This is a genomic window from Litchfieldella rifensis (genome assembly GCF_042646605.1).
Classification (GTDB): domain Bacteria; phylum Pseudomonadota; class Gammaproteobacteria; order Pseudomonadales; family Halomonadaceae; genus Litchfieldella; species Litchfieldella rifensis.
Genome location: NZ_JBHRUG010000019.1, coordinates 96,950 through 115,392, shown reverse-complemented (window position 1 = coordinate 115,392; position 18,443 = coordinate 96,950). Strand labels below are relative to the sequence as shown.

At 62.6% G+C, this 18,443-nt stretch carries 15 protein-coding genes; 1 reads left to right on the top strand and 14 read right to left on the bottom strand.

What is annotated here, in order from left to right; genetic code table 11:
• Positions 1–120: 120 nt before the first annotated feature.
• Positions 121–2,328, bottom strand: coding sequence for a DNA helicase II (uvrD, locus tag ACFOEV_RS09860; RefSeq protein WP_386773374.1), 2,208 nt, complete (start codon positions 2,326–2,328; stop codon positions 121–123).
• 196 nt (positions 2,329–2,524) lie between these two features.
• The gene (hexR, locus tag ACFOEV_RS09855) at positions 2,525–3,388 is read right to left on the bottom strand and encodes a transcriptional regulator HexR (protein ID WP_386773372.1); all 864 of its coding nucleotides are present in this window, start codon (positions 3,386–3,388) and stop codon (positions 2,525–2,527) included.
• A 289-nt stretch (positions 3,389–3,677) separates the two neighbouring features.
• Here hexR and ACFOEV_RS09850 point away from each other — a divergent pair, with 289 nt between their 5' ends.
• Positions 3,678–3,878, top strand: coding sequence for a PA3496 family putative envelope integrity protein (locus ACFOEV_RS09850; protein WP_386773370.1), 201 nt, complete (start codon positions 3,678–3,680; stop codon positions 3,876–3,878).
• Positions 3,879–3,967: 89 nt separating this feature from the next.
• On the opposite strand, the gene ACFOEV_RS09845 is transcribed toward ACFOEV_RS09850, so the two are convergent.
• From ACFOEV_RS09845 to ACFOEV_RS09790, 12 genes are all read right to left on the bottom strand, one after another.
• Positions 3,968–5,308: a sodium-dependent transporter gene (locus tag ACFOEV_RS09845; RefSeq protein ID WP_386773367.1), complete on the bottom strand. Its 1,341-nt coding sequence runs from the start codon at positions 5,306–5,308 to the stop codon at positions 3,968–3,970.
• A 343-nt stretch (positions 5,309–5,651) separates the two neighbouring features.
• On the bottom strand, positions 5,652–6,509 hold the full coding sequence (locus ACFOEV_RS09840) for a DUF72 domain-containing protein (protein ID WP_386773365.1): 858 nt from the start codon (positions 6,507–6,509) through the stop codon (positions 5,652–5,654).
• Between the two features lie 35 nt (positions 6,510–6,544).
• Positions 6,545–8,380: a glutamine--fructose-6-phosphate transaminase (isomerizing) gene (gene glmS, locus ACFOEV_RS09835; protein WP_386773363.1), complete on the bottom strand. Its 1,836-nt coding sequence runs from the start codon at positions 8,378–8,380 to the stop codon at positions 6,545–6,547.
• A 13-nt stretch (positions 8,381–8,393) separates the two neighbouring features.
• Positions 8,394–9,767 carry a bifunctional UDP-N-acetylglucosamine diphosphorylase/glucosamine-1-phosphate N-acetyltransferase GlmU gene (gene glmU, locus ACFOEV_RS09830; protein WP_386773870.1) on the bottom strand — a complete coding sequence of 458 codons (1,374 nt, stop codon included), beginning with the start codon at positions 9,765–9,767 and terminating at the stop codon, positions 8,394–8,396.
• Positions 9,767–10,873 carry an FAD:protein FMN transferase gene (locus tag ACFOEV_RS09825; RefSeq protein ID WP_386773362.1) on the bottom strand — a complete coding sequence of 369 codons (1,107 nt, stop codon included), beginning with the start codon at positions 10,871–10,873 and terminating at the stop codon, positions 9,767–9,769. The genes glmU and ACFOEV_RS09825 overlap by 1 nt, the downstream gene beginning before the upstream one ends.
• Positions 10,874–10,896: 23 nt before the next feature.
• Entirely contained in the window at positions 10,897–11,694 is a 798-nt protein-coding gene (locus ACFOEV_RS09820) for an undecaprenyl-diphosphate phosphatase (protein ID WP_386773360.1), read from the bottom strand.
• Between the two features lie 204 nt (positions 11,695–11,898).
• A complete protein-coding gene (mgtE, locus tag ACFOEV_RS09815; RefSeq protein ID WP_386773358.1) occupies positions 11,899–13,272 on the bottom strand; it encodes a magnesium transporter in 1,374 nt (457 codons plus the stop codon).
• A 122-nt stretch (positions 13,273–13,394) separates the two neighbouring features.
• Positions 13,395–13,823: a F0F1 ATP synthase subunit epsilon gene (locus ACFOEV_RS09810; protein WP_386773356.1), complete on the bottom strand. Its 429-nt coding sequence runs from the start codon at positions 13,821–13,823 to the stop codon at positions 13,395–13,397.
• Between the two features lie 27 nt (positions 13,824–13,850).
• Complete coding sequence (gene atpD, locus ACFOEV_RS09805; protein ID WP_386773354.1) at positions 13,851–15,227, bottom strand: F0F1 ATP synthase subunit beta; 1,377 nt, start codon at positions 15,225–15,227, stop codon at positions 13,851–13,853.
• 151 nt (positions 15,228–15,378) lie between these two features.
• Entirely contained in the window at positions 15,379–16,260 is an 882-nt protein-coding gene (atpG, locus tag ACFOEV_RS09800) for a F0F1 ATP synthase subunit gamma (RefSeq protein ID WP_386773352.1), read from the bottom strand.
• Between the two features lie 74 nt (positions 16,261–16,334).
• A complete protein-coding gene (gene atpA / locus ACFOEV_RS09795; RefSeq protein WP_386773350.1) occupies positions 16,335–17,879 on the bottom strand; it encodes a F0F1 ATP synthase subunit alpha in 1,545 nt (514 codons plus the stop codon).
• A gap of 16 nt (positions 17,880–17,895) precedes the next feature.
• Positions 17,896–18,432 (bottom strand): F0F1 ATP synthase subunit delta, encoded by a 537-nt coding sequence (locus ACFOEV_RS09790; RefSeq protein WP_386773348.1) that lies wholly within the window; start codon positions 18,430–18,432, stop codon positions 17,896–17,898.
• Positions 18,433–18,443: the final 11 nt, after the last annotated feature.

The following is an 18,443-nucleotide window of genomic DNA, read 5'->3' as shown; positions in this document are numbered from 1 at the left end:
TGTGATTTCCTGCGAAGGACCGGGCCGGCAGGAAAAGTGTCCGCCTCGGAGTATGCGTCAGGGGTGATTTGTCCGGCAAGCGTCGCCGCCAACGTTCCTGACGTTGACGTCAACTAGCACCTATAGCGGCGTCAGCTTGGCAAAGCCCAGCACCAGCCACTTGTCGCCTTCGCCCTCGAAGCTGACTTGCACCCGGGCCCGCTCGCCTTCCCCCTCGGCATTGAGGATCACCCCTTCCCCGAACAGCGGGTGACTGACCCGCTGGCCCAGCGACAACGATGGCAGATCGCCGCCGCCGTTGACCGACGTCTGGCGCGACAGTCCGGTCCCCGGTCGGGTGGCGGTCACCGGCCGCGAGATCTGACCGCGCAGGCGCACTTCCTCGAGCAACTCCTCGGGCAACTCGCGCAGGAAGCGCGACGGCCGCTGAAAGGTCTCCTTGCCATGCAGTCGCCGCAGCTCGGCATAGGTGAGGTACAGCTTGCGCATAGCGCGGGTCACGCCCACGTAGCACAGGCGCCGTTCCTCTTCGAGACGCCCGGGCTCCTCCAGCGACATCTTGTGCGGGAACAGGCCCTCTTCCACACCGGCGATGAAGACCACCGGAAATTCCAGCCCCTTGGCCGAATGCAGGGTCATCAATTGCACGCCGTCTTCGAATTCATCGGCCTCGTGATCGCCGGCGTTCAGGGCCGCCTCGGCCAGGAACGGCTCCAGCGCCGCGGCGCCCTCGCCGACCTCGGGAGGATCCAGGGCATCGCCCAGGGTGAAGGCACGCGCGGCATTGACCAGTTCCTCGAGGTTCTCGACCCTGGCCTGGCCCTTTTCCCCCTTTTCGCTGCGGTGGTGCTCGATCAATCCCGAGACCTGATTCACGTGGCCGATGATCTCATGTAGCGACATGCCGGCGGTGTCGTTGTCGAGGCGCTCGATCAGGTCGGAGAAAGCCTGGACGGCGTTGCCGGCACGCCCCTTGAGGGTGGCGTCTGCCAGACAGTCATGCAGCGCCTGCCATAGCGAAACATTGGCGCGGCGGGCGTGCTCGCGCAGGATCTCCACCGTCCGCGTGCCGATGCCCCGTGCCGGTACGTTGATCACCCGCTCCAGCGAGGCGTCGTCCTCGCGATTGAGCAGCAGCCGCAGGTAGGCCAGGGCATTCTTGATCTCCAGGCGCTCGTAGAAACGCTGGCCGCCGTAGATGCGATAGGGTACGCCCTGACGGATCAGGGTCTCCTCGAGCACCCGCGACTGCGCATTGGAGCGGTAGAGAATGGCGATCTCGCGGCGTGTGAAGCCTTCGTCGACCTTCTCCTGGATGGTATCGACGATGAAGCGCGCTTCGTCGAGATCATTGAAGCCGGCATACACCGAGATCGGTTCGCCGCGCTCGCCGTCGGTCCACAATTCCTTGCCCATGCGACCGGCATTGTGGGTGATCAGCGCATTGGCGGCGTCGAGAATGGCGCTGGTGGAGCGATAGTTCTGCTCCAGGCGCACGGTTCGGGTATCACGGAATTCCTGCTCGAAACGACGGATATTCTCGACCCGAGCACCGCGCCAACCGTAGATCGACTGGTCATCGTCGCCGACCACCGTCATCCCGGCCTGGTCGCCGGTGAGCAGCTTCAGCCAGGCATACTGCAGGGTGTTGGTATCCTGGAACTCGTCGACCAGCACATGGGCGAAGCGCTCGCGATAATGGGTCAGCAGCGCCGGGTTGTCGCGCAGCAGTTCGAGACTCCTGAGCAGCAACTCGCCGAAGTCGACCAGTCCGCCTCGCTCGCAGGTCAGCTGGTAGCGCTCGTAGAGCTCGACCATCTGCGTCATGTAGGTGTCGCCATGGGCATCTACCTGATGCGGACGCAGGCCCTCTTCCTTGCAGCCGGAGATGAAGTACTGCACCTGGCGCGGTGGGAAGCGCTCGTCGTCGATCCGATGATCCTTGAGCAGGCGCTTGATCAGGCGCAACTGGTCGTCGCTGTCGATGATCTGGAAATGCTGCGGCAGACGGGCGTCCTGCCAGTGGGTACGCAGCAGGCGGTGGGCAATGGAGTGGAAGGTGCCTACCCACATGTTGCGTAACGACAGGCCCAACAGCGCCTCCAGACGGGTGCGCATCTCGCGGGCGGCCTTGTTGGTGAAGGTCACGGCGAGGATGGCATAGGGCGACAGCCCCTCGGTCTGCAGCAGCCAGGCGATGCGATGCACCAGTACCCGGGTCTTGCCGGAACCGGCCCCTGCCAGTACCAGCATGTTGCCTTGGGGGGCGCTGACCGCCTCGCGCTGCGCGGGGTTGAGATGATCGAGAATCGCCGTGACGTCGTCCATAGCAGGCAGGCACTAGAGGTAGAAAAATGGACGATTAGCTTAACATATCGGCCCCGCCAGCGGGGCTGGCAACACGCTCCGAGCTGCGAGCAATAAGCGCCACGATGGAGAACTTTCCGCGCAGTGCTTATATCCGTAGCCCGTAGCCCGTAGCCCGTAGCCCGTAGCCCGTAGCCCGTAGCCCGTAGCTACAAGTCTATGTCTTGCCCTCCGGCTCCGGAAAACGCAACGGATTGAGGCTCTTCTTCACCGCCTTCAACTGCTCGGCAAGCTTGGGGCCACGGGTCTTGGCCACCCCTACCGCCAGCACGTCGATCAGCACCAGATGCGCGATGCGCGAGCTCATCGGGGTATAGATCTCGGTATCCTCATGCACATCGATGTACAGCGGCAAGGTGACCTCTTCGGCCAGCGGCGAATCGCTGGGACACAGGCCGATCACCGTGGCACCGGCCTCACGAGCCAGGCGCACGCTGGCCACCAGGGCCCGGGTACGGCCGGTCTGGGAGATCGCCACCACCACATCGCCCTGCTTCAGCGTCACCGCCGACATGTTCTGCATGTGCGGGTCGGAGTAGGCGGAGGTGGAAATCTGCAGGCGGAAGAACTTGTGCTGGGCGTCGAAGGCCACGGCCCCCGAGGCACCGAAGCCGTAGAACTCGACCCGGTTGGCCATGGCCAGCGCGTTGACGGCCTTGCCCAGGGCATCGTTGTCGAGACGGTCACGCACCGACAGCAGGGTCCCCACGGTGGAGTCGAAGATGCTGTGGGAGAACTCGGCGACGCTGTCGCTATCGTTCATCGAGAACTGGGCAAACTGGCTGCCGCTGGCCAGCATCTGGGCGAGCCGGAGCTTGAAGTCCTGGAAACCATTGCAGCCCAATGCCCGGCAGAAGCGTACCACGGTGGGTTCGCTGACCTTGGCTTCGGTGGCCAGGTCGACGATGCGCATATGAATGACTTCGTCGGGATTCCGCAGCACGAAGCGCGCCACCTTCTGTTCGGAGCGACGAAAGTGCTCCATGCGGCCTCTTAACTCATCGAATAGGGCACGGCTCACGGCTCGCTCCTTGACGGCATGTCTCTTGCGCTATCGCGCGGCTCTTCGTCACATATTTTGCAATTGGTTGCATAACGCACACTTCTTCAATGGCCGATGCTTCGGCCCGATCCGAGGCAATCGATGCGCACAGTATGCCCCACTTGGCCGGTCGATTGTCACATCTTGAGTGAGATAAGCGTTGTCACCCACGTCGTCATCATTCTGTCAAGTGGGTTATAGTAAGTAGTGACGTGTCGTAACAACTGCAGGAACCCGATACGTTCACCGTAAGCCAGGAGAGTCGATCATGCGTAATGTCGAACAGGTGTCCTCCGTCAAGAACGAACTTCTCGACATCTTCATGAGCATGGAAGTGGCCGAACACAAGCAACGCCAGAAGAGTGCTGCCGTGCGTTATCTGAGGGCCCGGCGCGGCATCGAGCTACACAACGAATTCAAGCAGCTGGAGCGGGACATCGCCGGGTTCGACGATGAACTGATGCAATAGCGATCGAAGCGGCGCCAAGCGAGCGTTGCGGATCCGCCAGCGAATGAGCCCCGGGGATCGCCGGGGCTCGGAAGGTCATTCGGCGCTTATTACAGACTGCCGATAAACACGATGATCACACCGATCGGCGCAATATAGCGTGCCGTGGCGTTCCATAACATCTCACCGGTGCTACCCAGTGCCAGCTCCTGACGGACACTCTGGCGGTCCAGGCACCAGGCGACGAAGACGATGGCGGCGAGGCCAGTCAAGGGCAACAGGAACTTGCTGGTCAGGGTATCCAGGAAATCGAAGATACTCAGCCCGACGATCGACACCTCGCTCCACACGTTGAACGACAGCAGCGCGGCGATACCCAGCGCCCAAGTGGCGATCCCGGCCACCAGCGTGGCGCCCCCTCGCGACAGCGGAGTGCGTTCCTCGACGAACTCCACCACCGGCTCGAGCAGCGAGATCGCCGATGTCAGGGCGGCGAAGGTCAGCAGCAGGAAGAACATCAGCCCGAGGATAGTCCCGCCGGTCATGTTGCCGAAGGCCAGCGGCAGGGTGACGAAGATCAGCCCCGGTCCTTCACCGGCATCCAGGCCATTGGCGAAGACGATGGGAAAGATCGCCAGGCCGGAGACCAGCGCCACCAGGGTATCCAGGATGATCACGGTACGCGCGGTGGCGAGCAGATTCACGTCCTCCCCCAGGTAGGAGCCGTAGGCCATCATGATGCCCATGCCCAGTGACAGGGTGAAGAAGGCCTGGCCCATGGCCGCCAGCACCACGCCGCCGCTCAGAGCCCCCAGGTCGGGGTTGAACATGAAGGCCAGCGTCTCGCCGAAATAGCCGGAGGCGATACCGTAACCCACCAGCACCAGCAGCAGGACCCCCAGCGCCGGCATCAGGGTACGCACCGCCCCTTCCAGGCCCTTGGTCACCCCCCGGGCAACGATGCCGATCACCAGCAGCATGAAGGCCGAATGCCACAACAGCAGGATCCCGGGGCTGGCCAGCAGGCTGTTGAACAGGGCGTTGACACCCTCAGCGTCCTGGCCGCTGAAGGCACCGGTCACCGAGCTCAGCGTATAGGACAGCGACCAGCCACCGATCACGCTATAGAACGACAGGATCAGGAAGGCCCCCAGGACGCCGCTGACGCCCACCAGCACCCAGGCACGGTTATGCCCCGACTGCTCGGCCAGTTCGGCCATGGTATTGATGGGATTCTTCTGGCCCCGCCGGCCGATCAGCCACTCGGCGATCAGGATCGGTAGACCGATCAGGGCGATACAGAGCAGGTAGACGAGTACGAAAGCGGCGCCGCCACTGTCGCCCACCATATAAGGAAATTTCCAGATATTGCCCAGGCCGACCGCGGAACCGGTAGCGGCGAGGATGAAGGTCAGCCGGGATGACCATTGTGCGTGGGAGAGTTTGGACATGTTTCACCTTGGATTGCGTGTCGCCAACGATCGGTCGGATGCGATGGCGGCTTGTGCTTGTTGTTGCCACGCCCTTGGCATCCTGGGTCACAGGACGCCATCAAGACATGACAGGATCCAGGCAGGATCGCTGCCAGCGACTCCTCCGCCGGTACCCGGTTCGTTCGGTGCCGTGGGAGAAGCGGAATACCGGCCGTTTTGTTCCGGAAACGACGATGTTGCCGTTACATTTCAGGAAAATCGATGGGTAGCCGGTATCTGAGCGGTAAAACTATCCGATCATACGCTTGATGGCTAGGGGAAACCGAGCGCCTTCCGTCCCTTTTCGTACGTCAGGCGGCACTCAAAACAGTGTGGACTGCGCTTCACCGGCAAAGGCAGCGAGTGACGGCAAGGCATACTGCCGGGCGAGCCTGGCATGGAAACGTCGCGCCAATTCGGGAGCCTGCCGATTGTCCGGCGTGTGCACAAAGAGAAAAGGGGTTTTCCCCTGTTTTATCCACAAGATGAGCCGTTCGATCCACGGGGTGAAATAGGCATCGTTGAGGTCATCGTCCAGATGGCCGATGAATCGTACCAGCGGGTGATCGCCCGTGGAAATCACGTGTAATGGGCGTTTTGGCTTTTCCCCCTGTGCCTTGAGCAGACGAGGATCGCCGTTCGCCGCCGTGGCGAACAAGGGACGGACATCGAGCATCACTCGATCCACACCATGACTTATCAACAGGCGGTTGAGTGCAACCTCGACCTTCCCCTTGTGGAAAAATTCACTGTGTCGCACCTCCACCGCACAGGGGAATTCGTCAGGCCAGCGTGTCAGCAGCCGATCCAACTGCGGCAATTCCTGTTCACCAAAATCGCGCGGCAATTGCACCATGGTGGGGCCCATGCGGTCGTGCAGCGGTGCCAGCCGTTCGAAGAAGGCCTCGAATTCGGCCTCGATACCGATCAGGCGCCTTTCGTGGGTCAGGTTAGCCGGTAACTTGAAGCAGAAACGAAACGACCGCGGCGCCTGGTGCGCCCAGGCGGCGACCGTCTCGGCACGCGGCGCCCCGCTGTAGAAGGTGGTGTTGCCCTCGACGGCGCTGAACACCCGAGCATAGTCAGCGAGCCGTCCCTCCTGGCCACCATGGGGGGCATAGAGGCCACCGCGCCAGTCACTGTTGGCCCACATGGCCAGGCCCAGGTGGAGCCTGGCCATCAGCTCCTCCCCGGGTGTAGCCCTTGCTTCACCGCCTACTCCACCGTCACCGATTTGGCCAGGTTGCGGGGCTGGTCCACGTCGGTGCCCTTGAGCACCGCCACATGGTAGGACAGCAGTTGCAGCGGCAAGGTGTAGAGGATCGGCGTCAGCGCCTCGTCGACATGCGGCAAGCGCAGGATATGCACGCCTTCCTCCGCATTGATCGCCACCTGCTCATCGGCGAACACGAACAATTCTCCGCCACGCGCCCGCACCTCCTGGAGATTCGACTTGAGCTTGTCGAGCAGCTCATCGTTGGGCGCGACCGAGATGACCGGCATTTCGCTGTCGACCAGCGCCAGGGGACCGTGCTTGAGTTCCCCCGCCGGATAGGCTTCGGCGTGGATATAGGAGATTTCCTTGAGCTTGAGCGCGCCCTCCAGGGCGATGGGGAAATGCGCGCCACGCCCCAGGAACAGGGCATGGTGTTTCTCGGCGAAGGCCGCCGACAGCGTTTCGATCTGCCCATCCAGCGCCAGCACCTGGCTGAGCAGCGTGGGCAAGCCACGCAGCGCCGTGATGATCGCCGTCTGACGCGCCTCCTCCATGCCCCGCTGCTTGCCCAGCGCGAGGGTGAAAAGCAGCAGCGCCGTCAACTGGGTGGTAAAGGCCTTGGTGGAGGCCACGCCGATCTCGGGACCGGCCTGGGTCATCAGCGTGAGATCGGATTCGCGCACCAGCGAGCTTCCCGGTACGTTGCAGATCGCCAGGCTGCCCAGATAGCCGCTGTGCTGAGCAAAGCGCAATGCGGCCAAGGTATCGGCGGTCTCGCCGGACTGTGACAACGTCACGAACAGCGTGCCCTCGGGCACGACCACCTGCCGGTAGCGGTATTCGGAGGCCACTTCCACCTGGGTGGGAAGGCCGGCGTAGCGCTCCAGCCAGTAACGCGCCACCATGCCGGCATGATAGCTGGTACCGCAGGCGACGATATGGACCTGTTTGGCCCGCGAGAACAGCACCTCGGCGTTGGCCCCGAAACTCTTGACCAGCACCCCGCGCTCGCTCAGGCGCCCTTCCAGCGTCGCCGCGATCACCTGTGGCTGCTCATGGATCTCCTTGAGCATGAAGTGGCGATACTCGCCCTTGCTGGCAGCGCCATCGCCATGCTCGAAGACCTGCACCGGACGCTCCGCCATCGCACCGCGATGGTCGAAGATCTCGACCGTCCCTTTCTGCGACAGGCGCACCACGTCGCCTTCCTTGAGATAGATGAAGCGGTCGGTGACCTGCAACAGCGCCAGTGGGTCGGAGGCCAGAAAGGCTTCCTCGATGCCGACCCCGACCACCAGTGGACTGCCCTTGCGTGCCCCGATCACCACGCCCGGCTCGTCCTTGTGCACCACACCCAGCGCATAGGCACCGTCCAGCATGGCCAGCACCCGCTGCACGGCCATCAACAGGTCCCGGTGACGGGTAAATTCGCGAGCCAGCAGATGGGCGACGACTTCGGTGTCGGTCTCCGAGGTGAAGACATAGCCCTGGCCCTCGAGTTCGGCCTTGAGACTCTCGAAGTTCTCGATGATGCCGTTGTGCACCACGGCCAGACTGTCACCGGACTGGTGGGGGTGGGCATTGCCCTCGCTGGGGCGCCCATGGGTCGCCCACCGGGTATGCGCAATGCCCACGCTGCCATTGAGCGGGCCCTCCTTGAGCCGTGCATCCAGCGCGGCGACCTTGCCCATGGTGCGCTGACGATTGAGGCGGGCATCCGCCGAGAGTACCGCCATGCCCGCCGAGTCATAGCCGCGATACTCGAGGCGCCGCAATCCCTCGAGCAGAATGCCCTGAACGTTACGCTCGGCGACCGCTCCCACGATTCCACACATGCCGATCTCTCCTTTATTGGTCCTTGGCCGAGCTCTTGCGCGGTCTCGGCCAGTCGGCCTTGCTTATCTGACGCCCGCGCGCCACCGCCAGCGCACCGTCGGCGACATCCTTGCTGATGGTCGAGCCAGCCCCCACGGTCGCGCCTCGTCCCACGGTCACCGGCGCGACGAGGGCGGTATTGGAGCCGATGAAGACCTCGTCGCCGATCTCGGTGTGATGCTTGTTGGCGCCGTCGTAATTGCAGGTGATGGTGCCGGCACCGACGTTCACCTCCCGCCCCAGGCGAGCATCGCCGACATAACTCAGGTGGTTGATCTTGCTGCCCTCGCCGACCTCGGCGTTCTTGGTCTCGACGAAATTGCCGACCTTGGCGCGTACCGACAGTCGCGAGCCGGGACGCAACCGGGCAAAGGGGCCGATACGATTGAATCCGGCCGCCACCGCGCCCTCGACCACGCAATGGGCCTCGACCACGCTCTCCGCACCGATATGGCTGTCGCGAATCACGCAGTAAGGGCCGATGCGCACGCCTTCGCCCAGCTCCACCTCGCCTTCGAAGACACAACCGACGTCGATCTCGACGTCATGACCGCAGGTCAGGGTACCGCGCACATCCAGGCGCGCGGGATCGGCCAGGGCCACGCCGTCGTCCATCAGTCGTTCGGCGATCGTGAGTTGGTAGGCACGTTCGAGACTCGCCATCTGAGTGCGGTCGTTGACCCCTTCCACTTCCAGCGGGCTCGACGGCTGGGCGGTAGCGATGATCACCCCTTCGGCGGCGGCCATGGCGATCACATCGGTCAGGTAGTACTCGCCCTGGGCATTGTCGGCCGAGAGCTGCGGCAGCCAGCGCTTGAGCTGGGCAGCGGTCATGGCCATGATCCCGGTGTTGCACTCGCGCACCGCGCGTTCGGCACCGCTGGCGTCCTTGTGTTCGACGATGGCCACCACCTGGCCTTCGCCATTGCGCAGGATGCGCCCATAACCGTCGGGGTCGTCGAGGGTCACGGTCAACAGCCCCATGTGCCGTTCGTCGACCTTCGCCAGCAGCGCCGCCAGCGTATCGCGTCGAATCAGCGGGACATCGCCGTACAGCACCAGCACCTTGTCGTGGCCCAAGGCGCCCAGCGCTTGGGACACGGCGTGGCCGGTGCCCTTCTGTTCCTCCTGCACGGCGAAATGCGCGGGGCAATCCCCCAGCGCCACGCGAACCTGGTCGCCACCATGTCCCACCACCACATGCAGGCGATCGGCACCCAGTTGCGACGCCGTGTCGATCACATGACGCACCATCGGCTTGCCAGCCAGCCGATGCAGCACCTTGGGCTTGTTCGAGCGCATCCGCTTGCCTTGCCCGGCTGCCAGAATCACCACATCGAGCGTCATCATGACTCCTTGTATCTGTCACTGTTCGTTTCGTCATCGGGCAACGCGATGCCCGTCTCGGCCAGCGCCGCCTTACCGAAGAAGTCGACGAAGGCCGGGCTGGCCTGGCTAGCCCAGCCTTCGCCGTCGCGTACCAGGGTCAGTATCCGGAGGTCCCGTTCACGAGCCAACGCCATGGCTTTCTCCGGCCCCATCACTAGCAGCGCCGTGGCCCAGGCATCGGCCCAGGCATTGGACTCGTGGACCACAGTCACCGAGGCCAGTGAATGGCGGACCGGGTAGCCAGTGCGAGGATCGATGGTGTGCGAGAAACGCTGGCCGTCCTCCTCGAAATAGTTGCGGTAATCGCCCGAGGTCGCCACCGAGATATCGTGTAGCGGCAGGATATGCTGGGCGACCCGGCGCCTGCCATCGGGGACTTCGACACCGATGCGCCACGGGCTCTCGTCTCCATCACGATAGCCCCTGACGATCAGCTCGCCACCTATATTGATCAAATAATGTTCAATGCCCTGGGCGTCGAGATAGGCCGCCACCTTATCGGTAGCATACCCCTTGGCGACGCCAGACAGATCCACGAAGATATCACTGAGGCGTCGCGCGCGCCGCTTCTCCACATCCAGTTCCAGCTTGCCATGACCGACCTCGGCGAGTCGCGCTTTCAGCTCCGCGGCCCCGGGAATTTCCCGAGGCCGGGCCTCGGGACCAAAGCTCCACAGGTTGACCAGCCCCCCGACAGTGATATCGAAGGCACCCCCACTGGCCCTGGACACCGCCTGGCTGATCGCCAACACCTCGATCAGCTCCCCGGACAGGGGCTGCCATTCGCCTATCGGCGCCTCGTTGAAGGCCATCAGTTCCGAGTCCTCCCGGTAGGTGGACATCGAGGCATCGACCTCTTCGAGTACCTGGCCGAAGCCCGCTTCCAGGGTGCTGGCGCGCTCCCTGGTCAGCGGCTCGGCGATGGTGACCTGGTAGAAGGTCCCGAAGATATCGCCTTCCATGCGTACCGGCGAATCGAGTTCAGGATCGCTATCCGAACACCCCGCCAGCAATGCCAGAAGCGCCAGCATTGCCCATGCTGACAAGCTACGAAGCGTGATCATGGATCGAGTCTCCCACATCGGGCCTACCAGAAGAACCACAATAACCACAGCCCGAAGACCACCCGATAGACCACGAAGGGCTGCATACCGATGCGCTTGATGAAGGCCAGGAAGTAATGAATGCACAGGAAGGCGCTGATCCCCGACAACAGCGTCCCGCTTACCAGCGCCGGCCAGTCGACGACCCTCGGGTCGAGCACCAGGGTACAGGCCTCGAGCCCCCCGGCCAGCACGATCACCGGAATCGACAGCAGGAAGGAGAAACGTGCCGCCCCCTCGCGGCTCATGCCCAGCAGCAGCGCCGCCGTGATGGTGATGCCCGAACGCGAGGTGCCGGGAATCAGCGCCAGCGCCTGGGCGAAACCGATCAGCAGGGCATCTTTCAAGGTCAGTTGATACTCGCTCCGATACCCTCTCTTGCCCCAGTCGGCATAGCTCAACAGCAGGCCGAAGCCGATCAGGCTGCCGGCCAGTATCAAGGGAGATCGCATGCCGATCGCGATGATGTCGTGAAACAGCAGCCCCATCAGCCCCACCGGAATGGTCGCCAGCAGCACCCACCAGGCCAGGCGGCCATCTTCGTCGGTGGGGCGTCCGCGCAGGGAAGCGATCCAACTGACACACATGCGTGCCAGATCGCGACGAAAATACACTACCACCGCCAGCAGCGTGCCCACGTGCAACGCCACATCGAAGGCCAGCCCCTGATCGGGCCAGGCAGTGAGTTCGGGTACCAGAATCAGATGGGCGGAGCTGGAAATCGGCAGGAACTCGGTAACGCCCTGCACGACGGAAAGAACAAAAACCTGGAGCCAATCCATTGGAGGTTTCCCCATTAGCCGGAACATTCAATGCCACCCTGGAACGGGCAGGACCAGCGCCAGTCACACGCCTGCGCGGCGTCTCCCTCGACTGGCCGCAAAGAGCATACACATCTTTGCCGATGCTGTCCGCCTGCCCACCCGATTGGGGCAAAGCCGTCGGGTAGCAGGGGGCATGTCGCCTCAGGCGGACCGGATAGTCGCTCAGAGCCCGCTGAGGATCGCCGTGGCGATGCTGAAATAGATCAACACGCCAGAGGCGTCGATCAGCGTCGTCACCAGTGGTGCCGAGGCCGTGGCCGGATCCCAGCCCAGCCGATCGAGCAGGAAGGGCAGGCACATCCCCAGCAAGCTGCCGAACAGCACGATGGTCACCATGCTCATGGCCACCACCATGGCGACCGCTTCACCGCCGCGCAACACCCCGATCGGTGCCACGGCGATCGCCATCGTCGCGCCCAGCGAGCCGGCCACCAGCAGCTCGCGCCCCAGCAGCTTGCCCCAGTCCTTGACCCCCACATCCCCGGTCGCCATGCCGCGTACCATCAGTGTCGCGGCCTGGGCACCGGCATTGCCCCCGCTACCGATCAACAGCGGCAGGAAGAACACCAGCGCCACCTGGCCCGTGATGAGATCCTCGAAATAGGCGATGCCGGCCCCGGAAAACAGGTTGGCGAACACCAGCAGTACCAGCCACACGATGCGCTTGCGATACAGACTCCACAGCGGCACCCGGCTGACCCCGTCTCCCAGCTGGCCGATCGACATCCCCTTGTGGATATCTTCGGTAGCCTCCGATTCGGCCACGTCCATGGCATCATCGTGGGTCACGATTCCCACCAGACGCTCCTCGGCATCGATCACCGGCACCGCCAGCAGGTCATAGCGCGCCACCAGCCGTGCCACCTCTTCCTGGGGATCATCGACACGCGCCCTGATCACGTCCTTGATCATCAGGTCGTCGACCCTGGCGCCGGGACGCGCCACCATCAGTTGGCGAAGCGATAGCGTGCCGGCAAGACACCCTTCATGGTCCACGATATAGATCTGATAGACCGTCTCGGCATCCGGTGCCGTCTGGCGGACCCGCATCATCGCCTGGGACACCGTCATGCCGCTGGGAATGGCCACGTAGTCGGAGGTCATCACCGACCCGGCGGTGCCTTCCTCGTAGCTGGCCAGCCGCTTGATGTCTTCGCGTTCCTGACGCGCCATGCGGCGCAACAAGCCTTCGCGGCGATCCTCGTCGAGCAGGTTGAAGAGGTCGGCGCGCTCGTCGGCTCCCATTTCCTCGAACAGCGCGAGCAGCGTCTCGTCGGACATCGATTCGGTCAATTCACCCTGCAATTCCGCCGGCAGGTAACCGAACACATTGGCACGACGCTCGAGCGACAGCAGATTGAGCAAGGCGAAGACGGTGGGGGTATCGTCATCCTCCTCGGCAATCTCCTCGAGGACTTCGGCGATATCCGCGGCACGCAACTCGGGCAGCAATGCATCCAGCACATCGGTGTCGTTCTTCTCCACGGCCGACACCAATATGGCCTTCTGTTCACTCAGGGTTTCATTCAATGACATGGGCATCCTTTTGACGCTTCCACGACGGCCAAGGTCTGCCCTCGAGCCACGGGGACGCGTGACAAAAAACGCCCCTTGAATGACTCCAAGGGGCGCTTACGCAGCCAGTCAAGTCGATCGACTCAGCCCTTGCCTGCCTTCTTGCGCAATTGCTGGATGGTGCGCAACTGCGCCACCGCCTCGGCGAGCTCCGCCGCCGCCCGGCCGTAGTCGATTTCCGCGGATGAGTCGTTGATTTCTCTCAGCGCATGCTGCCGGGCTTCCTCGGCAGCTGCCTCGTCGAGGTCCGCGGCGCGCACGGCGGTGTCGGCCAGGACCGAAACCAGGTCAGGCTGGACTTCGAGGAAGCCACCCGTGACATAGTAGTTTTCTTCCTCGCCACCATCGTGGATGACCCGAACCGGGCCCGGCTGGAGTTCGGTCAGCAACGGGGCATGCCCCGGGAGTATCCCCAGATCCCCCATCACTCCGGCCGCGATGACCTGCTCGACCTCGCCCGAGAAGATCGACGCCTCGGCACTGACGATCTCGCACTTGAAGCTTTTCGCCATAGCTATGTCCCCTCTGGGTGGACGGCCTTACTGCATGGAATTGGCTTTCTCGACGGCTTCGTCGATCGTTCCCACCATGTAGAAGGCCTGCTCCGGCAGCTCGTCGTAATCGCCGTTCAAGATGCCCTGGAAACCACGGATGGTTTCTTTCAACGACACGTACTTGCCGGAGGAGCCGGTGAAGACCTCGGCGACGAAGAACGGCTGCGACAGGAAGCGCTGGATCTTGCGCGCCCGGTTGACGGACAGCTTATCCTCATCAGACAGCTCGTCCATACCCAGGATCGCGATGATGTCCTTGAGTTCCTTGTAGCGCTGCAGAACGTTCTGCACCCCACGCGCGGTGTTGTAGTGCTCTTCCCCGACCACCAGCGGATCCAGCTGGCGCGAGGTGGAATCCAGCGGATCGATGGCCGGGTAGATGCCCAGCTCGGCGATCGAACGCGCCAGTACCACGGTGGCATCCAGGTGGGCGAAGGTGGTCGCCGGCGACGGGTCGGTCAAGTCGTCCGCGGGCACGTAAACGGCCTGTACGGAAGTGATCGAGCCGGTCTTGGTGGAAGTGATGCGCTCCTGCAATACGCCCATCTCCGCGGCCAGTGTCGGCTGATACCCCACCGCCGACGGCATGCGACCCAGCAGTGCCGACACCTCGGTCCCCGCCAGGGTGTAACGGTAGATGTTGTCGATGAACAACAACACGTCACGGCCTTCGTCACGGAACTTCTCGGCGATGGTCAACCCGGTCAGGGCCACACGCAAGCGGTTGCCGGGCGGTTCGTTCATCTGCCCGTACACCAGCGAGACCTTGTCGAGAACGTTCGACTCCTGCATTTCGTAGTAGAAATCGTTACCCTCACGGGTACGTTCACCGACACCGGCAAACACCGAGTAACCGCTATGCTCGGTGGCGATGTTACGGATCAGCTCCATCATGTTGACGGTCTTGCCCACCCCGGCACCACCAAACAGGCCGACCTTGCCGCCCTTGGCGAACGGGCACACCAGATCGATGACCTTGATGCCTGTTTCGAGCAGTTCGTTGGTGGCTGCCTGATCGGCATAGGTCGGCGCCTGGCGGTGGATCGGCATGCGCTCCTGTTCACCAATCTCGCCGGCTTCGTCGATCGGCTCGCCGAGCACGTTCATGATCCGGCCCAGGGTTTCCTTGCCGACCGGCACGGAAATGGGGGCTTCGGTATCCACGACCTCGAGGCCGCGCTTCAGGCCCTCGGTGGAGCCCATGGCGATGGCACGCACCACGCCATCTCCCAGCTGCTGCTGGACTTCCAGAATCGTCTCGCCCTGCGAGACTTTCAGCGCGTCGTAGACCTTGGGCACGGAGTCCCGCGGAAACTCTACGTCAATCACCGCGCCGATGATTTGTACGATACGTCCGCTCATCTTGGTTCCTCTTAAATACCTGCAAATGAAACCTGTTTTGCCTGAAAACGCCTCGGGTGGCGTTCCACCGGGTGGCGTTCCACCGGGTGGCGTTCCACCGGGTGGCGCTCCACCGAAGGAGAACTGTCAGCCCGGGCATCTTCCTGCGGCGCTATACGGCTGCGGCACCGCCAACGATCTCGGAGATTTCCTGGGTAATGGCCGCCTGACGGGCCTTGTTATACACCAGCTCCAAGTCATCGATCAGATTGCCAGCATTGTCAGTGGCGCTCTTCATGGCGATCATCCGTGCGGCCTGTTCGCAGGCGGCGTTCTCGACCACCGCCTGATAGACCTGCGACTCGATGAAGCGCACCAGCAAGTTATCCAGCAGCGCCTTGGCATCCGGCTCATACAGGTAGTCCCAAGTCCTGGGACGCGTCTGTTCTTGGTCTTGCGTGTCGCCACCAATATCGGTAGACAGGGGCAATAACTGGCGCACGACCGGTCGCTGGGTCATGGTGTTGACGAACTCGTTGTACACCACGAACAAGCGGTCGATGCGTCCCCCGTCATACGCCTCCAACATGATCTTGATACTGCCGATCAGGTCCTGAACCTCCGGCGCCTCGCCGAGGCCACTTCGGGCGGCCACCAATTCGCCACCGTACTTGCGGAAGAAGCCGCTGGCCTTGGCCCCCAGGGCGCAGAACTGCAGTTCCACTCCCTGGTCGCGCCAGCTCTTGGCATCCTTGAGCACCGACTTGAACATATTGACGTTCAAACCGCCGCACAGGCCGCGGTCGCTGGAAACCACGATGTAACCGACCCGCCTGACCTCGCGCTCGATCATGTAGTCATGCCGATACTCGGGGTTGGCATCGGCGAGATGAGCGACGACATTGCGGATCTGCCGGGCATAAGGCTGACTCGCCCTCATGCGATCCTGGGCTCTACGCATCTTCGATGCAGCGACCATCTCCATGGCGCTGGTGATCTTCTGCGTGTTCTTGATGCTCCCGATCTGGGTGCGTATCTCTTTTGCAGCTGCCATAGCGATCTACCCTCTCGTTCTCGGCCTCACAAGCTTGTTTGGCCCGCTCCGGAACCCCGGAACGGGTCAATGGATTACCAGCTCTGAGTGGCCTTGAACTTCTCGAGACCCTCTTTCAACCCCTGCTGGATCTCGTCGTTGTAGTCGCCGGTCTGGTTGATCTTGTCGAGCAGTTCGCCATGTTCGGCCTTCATGTAGCCGTGCAGAGCACTCTCGAAGTCCAACACCTTGTTGACATCCACGTCGTCCAGATAGCCCTGATCGGCGGCATACAGCGACAGCGCCATCTCGGCCACCGACAGCGGCGAGTACTGATGCTGCTTCATCAGCTCGGTGACGCGCTGACCGTGTTCGAGTTGCTTGCGGGTCGCTTCATCCAGGTCGGAAGCGAACTGCGAGAAGGCCGCCAGCTCGCGATACTGGGCCAGTGCCAGACGCACGGCACCACCGAGTTTCTTGATGATCTTGGTCTGCGCCGCACCGCCCACGCGGGATACCGACAGACCGGCGTTGATGGCCGGACGGATCCCCGCATTGAAGAGGTTGGTCTCGAGGAAGATCTGGCCGTCGGTGATCGAGATCACGTTGGTCGGCACGAACGCCGAGACGTCGCCCCCTTGAGTCTCGATGATCGGCAATGCGGTCAATGAACCTGTCTTGCCCTTCACCTCGCCATTGGTGAACTTCTCGACATAGTCGGCATTGACGCGCGCGGCGCGCTCGAGCAGACGCGAGTGCAGGTAGAAGACGTCACCCGGATAGGCTTCACGGCCCGGCGGACGACGCAACAGCAGCGATACCTGGCGATAGGCCACGGCCTGCTTGGAGAGATCGTCGTAGACGATCAGCGCGTCTTCGCCGCGATCGCGGAAGTACTCGCCCATGGTGCAACCGGAATAGGCGGCCAGGAACTGCATCGGGGCCGGATCAGCGGCGCCGGCAGCGACCACGATGGTATGTTCCATCGCGCCATGTTCTTCGAGCTTGCGCACCACGTTGGCAATGGTCGACTGCTTCTGGCCGATCGCCACGTAGACGCAGGTGATATCCTTGCCTTTCTGGTTGATGATGGTATCGACGGCGATCGCCGACTTGCCGATCTGGCGGTCGCCGATGATCAGCTCACGCTGGCCGCGACCGATCGGCACCATCGAGTCGATCGACTTGAGACCGGTCTGCACCGGCTCGTCGACGGACTGACGGGTGATGACGCCCGGCGCGACCTTTTCCACGGCGTCGGTCATCTTGGCATTGATATCGCCCTTGCCATCGATGGGGTTGCCCAGTGCATCGACCACGCGGCCGACCAGTTCGGGTCCCACCGGCACCTCGAGGATGCGGCCGGTACACTGAGCGGTCATGCCCTCTTCGAGCAGCAGGTAGTCGCCCAGTACCACGACCCCCACACTGTCACGCTCGAGGTTGAGCGTCATGCCGTAGATACCACCGGGGAATTCGATCATCTCGCCGAACATGGCGTCTTCGAGGCCGTGAATACGCACGATGCCGTCGGAAACGCTGACGATGGTGCCCTGATTGCGGGCTTCGGATGCGACATCCAGCTTCTCGATACGCTGCTTGATGATGTCGCTGATCTCGGAAGGATTCAGTTGCTGCATGCCATGTCCCTCAGACTCAGGCGGAAAGGGCCTCGTGGAGGCGATTCAGTCGACCGCGCACCGAACCGTCAATGACGGTGTCACCGGCACGCAGGATGACGCCAGCCAACAAGGCAGGGTCCACCTGAGTGGTAATGGAGATTTCGCGATTGAGACGCTTCTTGAGTGCACTGCTGAGCTTGTCCTGCTGCTCGGCATCCAGTGCGAAAGCCGACACGATGGTCACTTCCACGCGCTTCTCATGGTCGGCGCGAAACGCTTCGAACTGCTGCGCAATCGCTGCCAGTGCCTGCAGGCGTCCTTTCTCTCCCAGGTAATCGAGGAAACGCCGGATAGCGTCATCGCCCTTGACATCGGCAATCTCGATCAGAAGCTCGATCTTGTATGCCGTATCAAGCTTAGGATGGGAAAGAACTTTCTGCATGTCACGATCGGCAACGACCCGGCCTAGCTTGCCAAGCCGCTCGGACCAGGTAGAAAGTGCCTCATGCTCGCGTGCGTACTCGAACGCCGCCTTGGCGTAGGGTCGAGCGACGGTAGACGTTTCCGCCATGGGTCACCTCC